Origin of the sequence: Cyclobacterium sp. 1_MG-2023, assembly GCF_030546805.1 — a bacterium.
In the GTDB taxonomy this organism is placed as follows: domain Bacteria; phylum Bacteroidota; class Bacteroidia; order Cytophagales; family Cyclobacteriaceae; genus Cyclobacterium.
In genome coordinates this window covers 326400-340616 of sequence record NZ_JAUOPC010000005.1, presented here as the reverse complement: position 1 = coordinate 340616, position 14217 = coordinate 326400, and the positions used below count along the sequence as shown (strand labels likewise).

General features: G+C 37.9%; 8 protein-coding genes. 6 read left to right on the top strand and 2 right to left on the bottom strand.

Features of this window, described 5'->3' with window-relative positions; all coding sequences use genetic code 11:
• Window positions 1-3: 3 nt before the first annotated feature.
• Together Q4534_RS10145 and Q4534_RS10140 are read left to right on the top strand one after the other, a co-directional pair.
• Window positions 4-1440, top strand: coding sequence for an MFS transporter (locus Q4534_RS10145; protein WP_303613055.1), 1437 nt, complete (start codon window positions 4-6; stop codon window positions 1438-1440).
• Entirely contained in the window at window positions 1437-1757 is a 321-nt protein-coding gene (locus tag Q4534_RS10140) for a glutaredoxin domain-containing protein (RefSeq protein ID WP_303613054.1), read from the top strand. Before Q4534_RS10145 ends, Q4534_RS10140 begins: the two co-directional genes overlap by 4 nt.
• A 543-nt stretch (window positions 1758-2300) precedes the next feature.
• Here the strand turns inward: Q4534_RS10140 and Q4534_RS10135 are convergent.
• Complete coding sequence (locus Q4534_RS10135) at window positions 2301-3395, bottom strand: AI-2E family transporter (protein ID WP_303613053.1); 1095 nt, start codon at window positions 3393-3395, stop codon at window positions 2301-2303.
• 276 nt (window positions 3396-3671) lie between these two features.
• Here Q4534_RS10135 and rho point away from each other — a divergent pair, with 276 nt between their 5' ends.
• The 4 genes from rho to Q4534_RS10115 all read left to right on the top strand — a co-directional run bounded on the left by rho (window position 3672) and on the right by Q4534_RS10115 (window position 12875).
• Window positions 3672-5483 carry a transcription termination factor Rho gene (rho, locus tag Q4534_RS10130; protein ID WP_303613052.1) on the top strand — a complete coding sequence of 604 codons (1812 nt, stop codon included), beginning with the start codon at window positions 3672-3674 and terminating at the stop codon, window positions 5481-5483.
• 247 nt (window positions 5484-5730) lie between these two features.
• Window positions 5731-7455 (top strand): hypothetical protein, encoded by a 1725-nt coding sequence (locus tag Q4534_RS10125; protein WP_303613051.1) that lies wholly within the window; start codon window positions 5731-5733, stop codon window positions 7453-7455.
• Window positions 7456-7788: 333 nt separating this feature from the next.
• A complete protein-coding gene (gene recQ, locus Q4534_RS10120) occupies window positions 7789-9918 on the top strand; it encodes a DNA helicase RecQ (protein WP_303613050.1) in 2130 nt (709 codons plus the stop codon).
• Window positions 9919-10094: 176 nt separating this feature from the next.
• Window positions 10095-12875, top strand: a complete 2781-nt coding sequence (locus Q4534_RS10115; protein ID WP_303613049.1) for a hypothetical protein — start codon at window positions 10095-10097, stop codon at window positions 12873-12875.
• Window positions 12876-13101: 226 nt separating this feature from the next.
• Here the strand turns inward: Q4534_RS10115 and Q4534_RS10110 are convergent, their stop codons facing one another.
• Window positions 13102-14106 carry an acyl-ACP desaturase gene (locus Q4534_RS10110; protein WP_303613048.1) on the bottom strand — a complete coding sequence of 335 codons (1005 nt, stop codon included), beginning with the start codon at window positions 14104-14106 and terminating at the stop codon, window positions 13102-13104.
• Window positions 14107-14217 lie beyond the last annotated feature (111 nt).

Genomic DNA, 14217 nt, shown 5'->3' with positions numbered 1-14217 from the left:
CCAATGACCAATAAATTCAAACTATCGTTTTGGCAGATTTGGAACATGAATCTGGGTTTTTTCGGAATCCAGTTTAGCTTCGGACTTCAACAAACTGCTGTTAACCCTATTTTTTCATTTTTAGGAGCAGACCATGCTCAACTTCCATTATTGAATTTGGCAGGTCCTGTAACGGGACTGATCATCCAACCTATAATAGGGGCCATTTCTGACAAAACCTGGGTGCCAGGTTGGGGGAGAAGAAAGCCTTTTTTTATGATAGGTGCGATTATAGCAAGCCTTAGTTTGTTTGCTTTCCCCTACAGTTCAGAACTTTGGTTTGCCGTAGGCTTACTTTGGATACTTGATGTGGGAAACAATACTGCAATGGAACCTTACAGGGCGCTAGTGGCGGATAAGTTACCTGAGGAGCAACTGACTTATGGTTTTCAGATGCAAAGCCTTTTCGTAGGGGCAGGAATTACTGTCGCCAACTTTTCCATATTTCTGTTTCAGGACTGGTTTTCTCACCATGATATAGCTTCAGAAATTTGTGACCCTACCTCCGCTATGGTTTCAGGAATTCCAACTTGGGTTTATTATTCTTTCTTTCTAGGGGCAGTTGCTTCAATGGGTACCATTATTTGGTCAGTAATCAAGACCCCTGAAATCCCGCCCTCTGAAAAAGAGCTGGATATATTGAAACGCAACAATGACATACCTTTTATAAAAAAAGCAACTGCTCCTATTTTAGAGATTATTGGGGCAATAGCCGATATGCCCAAATTGTTAAAAACCTTATCTGTAGTCTATTTATTTCAATGGTATGCCTTATTTATTTACTGGCAATTCATTACACCGATGTTGAGAACCTCTATATATGGAATTAGCAATAATGATATGTTAAAATTTGAGACGATCAAAGCGCTGTGCATGAGTGGCTCGGTGGTAAGTCCGGCTGATTTAGAATTTGCTGAAGGCATACAACGTTTGTCTGAACAGGCATTATCCCAAACAGGCTTAATGAACGGGACTTATAATTTGGTTACCATGATTGTTGCATTGGCTCTAGTACCACTTGCTGCCAAGTTCGGTAATAAGTTGGTATATGTGTCTAGTCTTTTTTTAACAGGTATTGCAATGTTAGTACTTCCTTTTATTCAGGATGAAATTCTATTGCTTCTTCCCATGATTTTATTGGGGATCGGATGGGCAACCATAATGGGCGTCCCTTATTCCATTGTCTCCAAAGTTATTCCAAATGAAAGGCGAGGAGTATACATGGGGATTGTTAACATGATGATAGTGGTGCCTATGTTTATTCAAACCATAACCTTTGGTCCTATTATTCATAATTTGCTAAATGACAACCCTGTTAATGCGATCCTTTTTGCTGGAGGTTCATTTATGGTGGCAGGTGTATTGGCTATACGTTTAAATACTTCAGAAAGTAATATATGAAAAATCTTTTTTTAATTATAGTAATTGTAATTAGCCTTGGATGCAAGCATCAGGCGGGGAATAAAATAATCATTTACGGAAGTGAAAAATGCAATCATTGTATTCAACTCAAGAATGACTTAGACAGTGCTGGAATGCAATATACTTTCTATGATCTAGATGTAAACCGGGAAAAAGAATTGGAGATGATTAATAAATTAAAAAAACATAAAATTCGAGGCAATGTTTCCATCCCTGTCCTTGACCTAAATGGTAAACAATTAATTATAGGGGCAGATTTTAAGAAGTTGCAAAGGGTTTTAAAATCAATAAAATAAGCCTGTCTCATGTTTACGGGAAGTGTGGTAATTGGAAGAAAATCAGAAATAAAAAGTAGAAATCCACTCAAAGATTAGAATAACCTATTCTTTATTAATAGGTTGGTGATACGACTGAGTTGGGAGAAAATCTTCTGGCGTCTATTTTTAACTTCTAAATCATTAACATATGAGTGCAGTTTCATCTCGTCAACGGAGGCAATTTAGTATGCCGAAAAGTTATTTGAGGCGTAGAAGGTTTTTTGCATCAATGGTTGTTAGTTTGCCAGGTATGGTAAGGCCAAGGCTTAGAGGCTTGTTTTATTTATTGAAGTATGGGTTGATTTCTAAGCGGGATAAGGCAATTTAAATCCTCTCTAAAAAACTTCTATATTCTTCTTGTAAACTTATTCAAAAAAATAGGCTTTATTTTGAGGTGTTGCTGGCAGCTATACCTTTGAAGGTTTTGCTGCAGTATCCCCCTTAATTTGGAGAAATGGTTTGGATGCGTATTTCTGCCTAGGCATTCTGACTTTAAAGGTTAAATCTGAATCTGTTGCCTAATTATTTTTTAGCCCATTTGTGTTTTAGGTATTGAAAGATAGATGGGCCTTTATCAACTTGCGGAAAATCATCACCCAATAAATAGCCATAGGGTTGAAGGGAAGGGATACTATCAAATGTGATTTTTAGCACCCCTACCATGGGAATAAATAAGACCATGCCTGAAATTCCCCAAACTGACCCACCAATCAGAACTGCTAATAAAACGGCCAAAACATTTACTTTAACCTTCGCTCCTACTACCAATGGTGTGATTAAATTATTTTCAATAAGTTGTATGCCCCAAAGTACAGCCAAGGTGAGAGCGGGGGCAAATATTGTGTCAGAAGTCAGGAAGACATAAAAAATTACTAATATTGAGCTGATGGCCACCCCTATATAGGGTATTAAGTTAAGAATGGCTATAAATAGAGCGAAAAGTAAATAGTATTTTATACCAAAGAAATAAAAATAAATACCTGAAAGTAAGGCAACAAAAAAGGTCACTTTTACCATTCCAATTAAGTAAGCATGAATCACCTTACCTGCATCTGCAACCCATTTTAAAATAGCTTCATTTCTTTTTGAGGATACTTTCAACAAAAAAGCCACAAAAAAATCTCGGTAATACAGCAATAAGAAAATATAAAGGGGGATGATTCCGATTAAAGTGATGGACCTACCTGTATTGAATAGGGTTTCATTAAAATTGCCATCGGCAAACCATTCAATGGATTGCAACTTTTCCCTAATAAGGTAATTGTCAATTCCGAAAGTGGTTTGCAATTCAGCCCAATATTTATCCATCTTCTCCTGTAACAAAGTATTCATTTCAGGGATATCAGATAGTAAAAGCACCATTTGATTTACTAAAATATAAATAACCGCCGCTCCAATGGCTGTCACAATTACAATGCTTATGGCGATTGAAAATGACCTTGGTAATAAATGCGATTCAAGCCATTTGCTGACAGGGTATAAAGCGAAAGCAAAAAATACACCCCAGACCAAAGGAACCAATATAAACGCACCAATATTCATCAGATATAAAAAGAGGGCAATAGAAATTAAAGAGTAGGCAAAAATTTGTAAAGGATGAAGTTTACTTTCTGACATAGTCATGCAAATGATTGGAACAATAAAAATAAGAATTAGTAAAACAGAAAGCCAGTAAAATATTTCTTAATGCGGAGGTGCTTGGTTTTCACTAATTTAATAACAATTACATAAAAATTTGCGTATTACTAGTGATTGATGTAATATTGTAGGATCGAAAAGCAGAAGATTGCCACCCTGGCAGTTTCAGAATTGTCTGTATTCCTTTTTATACTTATCAAGATACATACCATTTTATCATTTACACAGTCTTAGAATTACATTCACGCGTTTTTTATGTATAACATAGAAGAATTAAGAATCAGGCTACTGTCTGAATTAAAGGAGATCGCCGAGGAGTTGGGGGTAAAAAACTTTAAATCTTTGAAAAAAGAAGATCTGGTTTATGCCATCTTGGATCAACAAGCTATTACTCCAGAGAAATCTCTTCCAAGAAAAAAACCTTCCAAAGTAGAAGAGGAGGTAAAAAAAGATACAACTGAAGCAGATACCAATAAAAAGGCTAGCAAACCAGTAAGTGAGGAGAAGCCAAAGTTTAAGAGGCAAAATGTAACCAAGATTCAGAAAGAAAATACTGAAGATTCGGACAAAAGCACAAAACCTTCCAGAGCTCCAAAACCTAAGGAAAGGCCTGTGAAATCTGAAGAGAGGTCTCCTAAAGTTGAAGAAAGAGTTGCCAAGCCTGAAGCAAAAAAACAGGAAAGCAACGAAAAACCGGCAAAGGATAAATCCAACAATAAAAAATCCAACGAGCCAGTTAAAGGAGAAGACAATAAAGGCAGAAGCTTTAGGCCTAGGAGAAGGGCGGTAGTTGATATAGAAGATACCAAAACCAACCAAGAGGCTACATCTCCTGCATCCAACGAGCAGGAATTTACTAAAAGAAAGCCATCAAAAGAGGTATCTGAAGAGCAAACAACTCCAGAAAAACCTTATAACCCTAAAAGAAAGCCCTCTGTAACCATTAAAGATTTTGATGGGATTATAGAAAATTCCGGAGTACTTGAAATAATGTCTGATGGATATGGTTTTCTACGTTCTTTGGATTACAATTACCTCGCATCACCGGATGATATTTATGTATCTCCTTCTCAAATAAAACTTTTTGGTCTTAAAACTGGAGATAATATTCAGGGTCAAATCAGGCCTCCAAAAGAAGGAGAAAAATACTTTGCATTGTTGAAGGTAGGAACTGTCAATGGAAAGACTACTGATGAAATACGAGATAGGATTCCTTTTGAATACCTCACCCCTTTGTTTCCGGAGGAGCGTTTGAGCCTAACCACTACACACGACAATTTATCTACAAGGATAGTCGATCTTTTTGCACCAATTGGAAAAGGTCAAAGAGGGATGATTGTGGCGCAGCCTAAAACAGGTAAAACAGTGCTATTGCAAAGGATTGCCAATGCCATTGCTGAAAACCATCCTGAAGTTCATTTGATGATTCTTTTGATTGACGAGAGACCTGAAGAGGTGACAGATATGGCACGATCTGTAAAAGCTGAGGTGATTTCTTCTACTTTTGATGAACAAGCCGAAAGACATGTAAAAGTGGCTGCTTTGGTCTTGGAAAAAGCCAAAAGAATGGTAGAGTGTGGGCATGATGTAGTCATACTCTTGGATTCTATTACAAGGCTAGCCAGGGCACACAATACGGTAGTACCTTCCTCAGGCAAGATTTTGTCCGGTGGAGTGGATGCCAACGCCTTGCATAAACCAAAACGTTTCTTTGGTGCTGCCAGAAATGTGGAAAATGGAGGATCACTTACCATAATCGCTACAGCACTTGTGGAGACAGGGTCTAAAATGGATGAAGTGATTTTTGAGGAATTTAAAGGAACGGGTAATATGGAGCTATCCTTGGATAGGAAGCTTTCAAACAGAAGAATTTATCCTGCCATAGATGTGCCTGGTTCCGGTACCAGAAGAGAAGATTTATTGATGGACAAAGAGGAAATGCAACGTGTGTGGATTCTACGTAAGATCATGTCTGATATGACTTCTCAGGAGGCCATGGAGTTTTTACTTCAAAGAATGAAAGGTACTAGAGATAACGCTGAGTTTTTGATAAGCATGAATAGTTAAGTAGGGAATTAGACCTATAATTCAATAGATATGAGGCTGTTTAGCCACTTGCAAAAAACCCGTTTTATACGGGTTTTTTTGTTTTTCATATCTAAATATTCGTGTTTCGGAGTTGATTTTTTGATTTTTATATTTTTTTTATCTTCAGTTTAGCTTCATTTAACTCCGAATATATCGCGTTTATCGAATAAGTCACTAAATGGTAATAGTCCTGAGTACTTTTATACTGTTATAAAAACAAACAGCTATGAAAGTTTTTTTTAATTCTACTCAGCTTCTTAAAACAGTTTCTTTATTTATCCTTACCGTCGTTTTTGGTTTGGTGACAGGAAATACCTATTCACAGGACTTTGTTAGTGTGAAAGATGGAGAATGGAAAGCAGATAATACTTGGGAAAGTTCTTCAAACTGCTCAAAATGGAGTAATGTGAGTGATGGGCAACCTCCGGTGTCCAAGAGCTGGGGTTGTAAAGTAACCGTTGTGATCAATCATGAAGTTACCTATAGCGGCAATATTTCAGGTTTTGGAAGTGGTGTTTTTACCAGCCTAGAAATTGGTCCCAACGGAAAATTAATTTTCGAAGATAATGTTACCATCAATGGGGGAGGCTCAGAACCCGAAATTATCCTTGCTGAAGGAGCTGAATTGGTAGTTAATGGAACATTTGATATTGATAGAGGGGTTGAAATTATAGTTCCAAATAATGCAAAATTGACCATTAACAATTTTGAAATAGGAGACAATAAACCGGTAATTACCATTGAAGAAGGGGCCATGTTGGTGGTCAATGAAGAAACGCATGTCAGAAGTAAAAGTACATTAAATGTGTTTGGTCAATTTCAAACGGATGAACTTAATTATTCATCCGGTGGCGAAATCAACATTGGCTCTAAAGATTTTTCAGGTGAGGTTTCGGTCTCAGGAAATATGCTGATCGGAAATGGAGAATTGAATATGTTCAATAGTAGTACGTTAATGGTAGGAGGTACTTCTTCAACAGGGAGTAGTGGATCGATTAATTTAGAAGACAATGCAAATATTAGGTTGGTAGGAGATGTGGAAATGGGGCAAGGGGGATCCATGACCTTGAAGGACAACGCAGAATTTTCTTTTGAATCGAAATATTTTACTAGCGGGGGAGCTGATATTGAGTTAAATGACAATGCTAGGGGAACTGTCCATGAAGAGGTCATCATGACAAATGGTAGGATTTACCTAAACAATAGCAGTGAACTAATGTTGGGAAGTACATTTACAGCTACCAATGGAGCAACAGTGGTGGCTAAAGATGATGGAGCCATGTTTATTTGCGATTACCCTAACTCTACTAAAGAAAATACAAGTCATGTGAATTTAAGTGGAAATTCCTTTTACGGAATGGGTTGTTTTGCACTACCTGTGGTTTGGAAGTCTTTTGATGTAGTAGTGACGAATAACAATATTTCAAAATTGGTGTGGGAAACCACCTCAGAAGATGGGAATAGCCATTTTGAGGTAGAACGTTCCATCAATGGTATTGGGAATTTTGAAAAAATCGCTGCTATTAACGGTTCCGGATGGACCAACTCAATAAGTAAATATACTTTTGAAGATCCTGAATTAAGTGAGATATCCGGTTTGGTCTATTATAGAATCAGACAAATTGATTTTGATGGAAATCAAATGATTAGTGATGTAGTTTCAATAAAAGCCTCAGGTGAAGAAGCCGGTGAAGAACCTATCTTATTGACAGCTTATCCCAACCCTACTGATGGGTCTTCTTTGAATATTAAATTGGCTTCAGGTAAAATTTCAGGTCCTGTAAATGTAAGGTTTTTACAAACCTCTTCAGTTGCCAGTTTTGAAGGTGAAGTGGGAATGGAGTTAGATCAATGGTTATTGACAGTAGTAAACAATGCAAGCAAAGGGATGGGTGTATTAGAAGTGATTTATGAAGGAGAAGCTTACCGAATGAAGATAATGAAGATATAGTTTGTCACCCGATTTTTGTTAGGTTGTATTTATATTTTTTATCAGTCAAAGGGAGCTTTCTAAATCAGGAGGCTCCCTTTTGTATATAAATGGTGGATCAGTATAATTTGGAGATTAAAGTTTCATGTTCAAGCTGATGAAATGTTAGGCTTGTTTAATTGTAGCTAAGTCTTAGGTAGTGAGGTCTATTGACATGAGTCCTAAAGCATTATAAATAAAACATTGTAAAGTGCATGAAGGCTTGTCATTGAATGCATGGAGAGGAAGTTGAAAAGGACGCCTAATTGTATTAAATTTATCTTTCTCTTTACAACTTGCGCAAATTCCTCCATCATGCAACCAATAGATGTACTTAAAAAATTTTATGGATATGATTCATTTAGGGGGCAACAGGAGTCTGTCATTCGCCAAGTAATAGAGAAAAAAGACTGTATAGCATTAATGCCTACCGGAGCGGGTAAATCGGTTTGCTATCAAGTCCCTGCCATGGTGTTGCCAGGGCTTACCTTGGTTATTTCACCACTCATTGCCCTGATGAAGGATCAAGTAGACGCACTGAATGAAATAGGTATTCCGGCTGCATTTTTAAACTCTACCATGGATATTAGTGAGCAAAGGTATGTTTCTGATCAGGTCATGAAAGGAGGAATCAAGTTACTGTATGTTGCTCCTGAACGATTGTTTTCCGGTACCCACCCCTTAGTAAATGCCCTCAAAGAAATGAACCTTTCTCTGGTAGCTGTTGATGAAGCGCATTGTGTTTCCCAATGGGGCCATGATTTTAGACCGGAATATTTAAAATTGGGTGCCTTGAGAAAGGCTTTTCCGGATACCCCATTTTTGGCATTAACGGCTACGGCAGATAAGCAAACCCGTAAAGATATTGCAGCCAGACTTCACCTGAACAAACCGGAGTGGTTTATCTCGTCTTTTGATAGGCCAAACATTACTTACAGGGTGACCTTAAGATCTGATGGTTTTGGTAAATTGGTAGATTTTCTACAGCACCGGCCCAATGATTCGGGAATAGTCTATTGTCTTTCCAGAAAATCTGTGGAAAACACTGCAGCCAAGCTCAATGCCAATGGTTTTTCTGCTTTGCCCTACCATGCCGGTCTCAGTAAAGAAAATAGACAAGAAAATCAGGAGAAATTTATTAAGGATGAGGTGAAGATAATTGTCGCTACAATCGCTTTTGGGATGGGGATTGACAAGTCCAATGTCCGTTTTGTAGTGCACACCAATATGCCACAAAATATTGAAAGCTACTATCAAGAAACCGGGCGTGCAGGTAGAGATGGTCTACCTGGAGAGGCCTTGCTGTTTTATAGTCTGGGAGACAGTATCACCCTAAAGAGAATGATAGAAAGTGCCGATAATGAGGAGTATGTCCGGCACATGAAAGCAAAAATGGACACCATGGTTGCGTTTTGCCAAACGAAATCCTGTAGGAGAAAGTATTTGCTTGGATATTTTGGTGAAAAATATTCTCAGGATTGTGGCAATTGTGATGTTTGTTTTCAAAAAAATAATAAGTCAGATATGACTATTTTTTCTCAGATGCTACTTTCTGCAGTGGTCCGTTTGGGGCAACAGTTTGGGTTGGGTCATGTTATTTTGGTATTAAGAGGGTCTCAATCTGCTAAAGTCACCAACGCTCAAAAAGAATTATCCGTTTATGGAATCGGAAAAGATAGAAGTGATGATTTCTGGAAAAGATTAGGTTTTCAGTTAATTGCAGAGGGATACCTTTTGCAAGAAGATCCTCAAAGGCCTATTTTAAAGCTCAGTGACTTGGCTTGGGAAAAATTGAAGCGCAAGGAAAAATTTCTCTTGGCCATGGAAGAGGAAGTATTTAACCTCCGAGAGCCAAGCAATAAAAAAGATGAAGCTTTGTTTGAAAGACTAAAAAACGTACGCAAAGTTTTGGCAGATCAACAGAATGTGCCTCCCTACATTGTTTTTTCTGACGCAACTCTAGTTGAGATGTCTCAGCGTTACCCAAGAAGTGAAAAAGAATTAATTAGAATTGGAGGAATAGGACAGTTAAAATTAGAGAAATATGGGAAGACCTTTCTCAAAGAGATCAATGCCCACATTGATGAGCATGATATAAAACCCGGCCAAAGTGTCGGGGCACCCAAGCGAAAGTTAAAAAGAGCCCCATCAGGATCTGTGCAAGAGACATTCGAGTTGTACCAGCAAGGAAAGACAATTTTTCAAATTGCACAATTTAGATCCCTTGCCAAAACCACCATTGAAGGCCATATCGTTCAGTTAATTGAAGAAGATAAAATTAAAAAAGCCACTTTTTTGGATGAAAAAAGTTGTGAAGATATACGGGGAGCTGCCAAAAAACTAGACGGTCAAGGCTTAAAAAAGCTGAAGGATCATTTTGGGGAAAAGTATTCCTATTTTGAATTGAAAGTAGCCTTGGCAGGGAATGATCAAGAAGCGAATTGATGTAGGGGAATTGTCTAACAGGAAAGTTTAAACGCTTAAGGGAATAATGTTGATTCCTTCTTTTTTATAGAATTTTGAAAACCGAGTTAATTTGAGTAGATTTTTAACATTATAACTTATAGTGTACCAGTTATGCTTTATACTAGGGAATCGATAACTCAAAAACAGGTAAAGTTTTGGCCACAACCTCATTTTTTAATTCGTTAAATAGGTCTTTAGGCTTTTCCGGAAGCCCCATTAGCCTGTTTATTAATAAGCATATAGGATTAATTTTATTCGTTTTTTTTCTTTCACTCCACTGTGCTGTTTATTCTCAGGAGGAACAGCCTCCTAAAGTACCTAACCCTGAAAAAATATATTTACAGCTTTCGTCAAAAGTATTTGCTTCCGGCCAACCCATTTGGTTCAAAGCCATCGTTTTAGATGCTAAAAGCAATGTTCCATCAGGCCTTAGTGGTTTGCTGTATGTTGATTTAATAGGGATGAATGGAGAAATACTTTTGCATAAGTTGGTGAAATTGAAACAGGGTATTGGGGAAGGTGCCCTAGAGCTGGGAGACAGTTACCCTGCTGGTCGTTATTTGATTCGTGCTTATACGAAATGGAATGCAAATTTTTCTGAAAATTTCATGTTTAGTTCCTACGTTAACATGGTTTCGGTGAATGGGAATCCTAATAAGCATCCTGAAGATAATCTCACAATTGCGGAAGACAATGGGTTTTTAAAATTAAAGGGACTATTAAAGTTTAAAGAGACTGAAGAAAACCCTGACAGGAGGATCAAGGTTTATCTGGATTGGGGCAAAGGTCAAGATACCATTTCTGTGAAGAAGAACAAAGACGGGGATTATCCTTTAAACTATGATCTTACAAAAAAACAATCTCGGGTTTCTGTCTCAATGGATATTGGCGAAAATCTACAGTACAGCACTACGGTTTTCTTAAATGATCAGTTGCCAGACCTGCAGTTCTTTCCTGAAAGTGGGCAATTGGTTCATGGGCTCAGTAGTAGGGTGGCCGTGAAGGCAATTGGGCCGGACGGGAAAGGAATTAAAGTAGAAGGAGTAGTAGTGGATAGGCAAGGTAAAAAAGTCACTAACTTTAAAAGCAATGCACTCGGAATGGGTGTTTTTTTTCTTCAAGCGGATAGTCTCAGCATGTACCAAGCTAAGGTGTTTCTACCTAATGCTAAAGAACCATTTGCGGTATATTCTTTACCAAGGGTGATGGCTCAGGGTGCAGTTTTGAACGTCTTTAAAAATAATAAAAAAATTCGTTTAGCACTTACCTCCAATTCCTTAACAGATAGTGTGTACATAAAGGCTAGTTGTAGGGGGGTAGATTACTTCTTGATTGCCGGGAAATTGAAAAATAAACAGCTTGTAGTAAGCTTACCCGATCATCAGTTGCCGGAGGGTATTATTGCTTTTAAGGTAGAAAACCACGATCGGCAACCAATAGTTGAACGCTTGTTTTATAATGTCAACCATGAACAGAAACTCATTGTCAGTTCGAATTTTGATCAAGAAAGTTACAAACAGCGGGAACCAACCAATGTAAATATTAAAATATCGGGAAATAATTCCGCTGCTGAGGCTAGCAATATTTCCATTATGGTTTTTAATGGTGAGGCTGGGAAGTTAAAGTCGGAGAATATTCTGTCCTATTTTTTGCTGAGTTCCGAATTAAAAGGGGAAATTGAAAACCCAGGTTATTATTTTAATGAAGAAAATTCAGATAGGCTTGAGGACCTTGATGCGCTTATGTTGACCCAGGGATGGCGCAGTTATAAATACCCTGTTCAACGGAAAAAAAATGTGGCCCTTATTCCGGAGCAAGGGCTAAGTCTAAAGGGAGTAGTAATGCCACCGCTATTAGGTAAAAAAAACGGAGCTTCCAATGTGGACTTGACATTGGCCACTTTTGGAAATGAAACAACCATATATTCCCAAACCGCGGATAGTCTTGGAAATTTCTTTTTTCAAATGGATGATGCTTATGGGAAGCGAATAAGAATATTGCTTAAAGCCATGGGGAAGAATGGTAGGAATAGAAATTTCTCCTTCTCTTTAGATTCAGCTAAAACGCCAAAAATTTTTTTAAAGAATTATTCCTTATCTAAAGAAGAGGAACATTCGATTAATCAGGTTGTTCGGTTAGGGAAAAAGAGGGTTCAAGCTGAGCAAAGATTTGATATGCTTAATGGTTTCAACGATTTAGAGGAGGTAGTTGTGGAAGATTATCTCTTGTCTCCGGAAATGGAAGCAGCTCATAAAAGTTTTGGGCTTCCGGATGTAATTATTCCCGGAGCCATCCTTCGAGAAAAAGAAGAAAAATGGTCTTATGGTCTATATAGTATTTTAATGTTCAATTATTCAGATCAAGTATGGGTTGAACAGTTTCCTGACGGGTTTATGTTGGCACATATAATCGGAGGAAAAGACGAACCCACCTTATTGGCAATAGATGGGGAATTGCTTGAAAAAGATCAATATGAATTGGTACCATATATGCCTCCGGGGATTGTTGAGCAGGTTGAATTAATAAAGCACGCTAAATTTTTTAAAAAGCAATACTTAAGGGTTTTCCCTGAAACCAATCCTTTAGATGCGCCTTATATGGGGCATATTATCTCCGTATATACCAAGGATGGAGTTGGGATATTGGGATCAGAAAAACCGGCGCCGGGAACACTTGATACTTCAATGCAGGTGATTTCTCCAGTAAAAGAATTTTACTCCCCAAAATACAGCAGTACTGATTCCTTAACGAACCGAAGGCCTGATTTCCGGTCGCTCGTGCATTGGGACGCTAACCTTACTGTTGATGATGAGGGTAGTACATCAGTCGAATTTTTTAATGGAGATGTGATTGGAGAACATGTACTGGTTATTGAGGCTATTGCTAATGATGGCCGTATTGGCTATGAAGAAAAAACCTACAGAGTAATTCCATAAAGCCCTATTCAGTGAGGCCCATTAAGTTTAATTATTGTTTAGCATTAATTTATAAGGTAATTGAAAATGGTTTTTTAGGTGAAAATGCAAAAAAAATACCCCATTTGGGGTATTTTTTGACGTTTGCGCATTGAGTATCTTTGTCATGGGTGATTAAGCAACTTTTTAAGCTTCCGTTTTACTTAATTCTTTAAAAGGGCATTTTTTAAATATTTTTTTAGCCCTTTTATTTACTTATCCACGCCAGACTGATTTCGTCAGGTGTTTTCATCCGATCTGCCAGTCTCATGTATCTGGAAGACAATCCGGATAAATATTCTTGCGCCTTGGCGGCCACATCGTTGAGTCCGGTGGCTGTTTCAATATCCCATAGTTTTACCAAATGGTCAATTATCCTAGCATAATCCCAACCTGTGTATATTCCAACTTTCTGGGTTATTGCAGAAAATTGATCAAACAAAGAAGGGTTGTTGTGACCTTTGGCCATCAATACTGCGGGCATAACAATTTGTTTCCGCATCATTTTTTCAAAGGCAAGAATGGCTCCATTAGGGTCGATTTTCATTATCTCGGACATGAAACTTTTGTAAGCTTTTTCATGTCGAGCTTCATCACCTGCAATTTGTTTACATATTTTTCCTAATACATGATCTCCTGCTTTGTCAGCAAGTTTTCCTGTATTAACATGGGAGATCTTGGTTGCTCTTTCCTGGAAGGAGGTGTAAACAATCGCTTGATAAGGATCTTTTTCAGACCTTGGGTCAAAGCCATTGTAAATCAACCGATGTATGGTTTGTTCTACCTGTCTCATGTCAGCTCTACCTGATAGGTATAAGTATTTATTTAACAGGTCTCCATGTCGGTTTTCTTCCGCTGTCCAGGCTTTGGTCCACTGAACCCAACCTTTGTCACTGGTAAGAGATCCTTCTTCATTCACCCCTTCTAACATATTGAAATACGTTTGATAACTCGGCAGGGCTTCTTCCGTAATCATATTACCAATTAAAGAAGTGATGATAGTGTCAGGAATAACAGCAGCTCTCTCCCTTAGTATTTTCACCTGATCTAAAGCGTCAGGTTGTGTCATATCCGGAAGAAAATCAGTTGGCTGCCAACAATCATCCGGGTCCATAAGGGTGGTCCCAACAGTCTCCATCACAAAGTCATTCAGTTGGCTGATGACTTCTGCATTTTTTTCAAGTTCGTAATTAATATTATCTGACTTCTTCATAAATTAGGCTTTCGCATTATGATGCCAATTTATTGGTATTTCCCCAAATATTAACACCTTTCTACAATTTAACTAACAATACCGGCAAACCATAACCTTTTTATGGGTTTA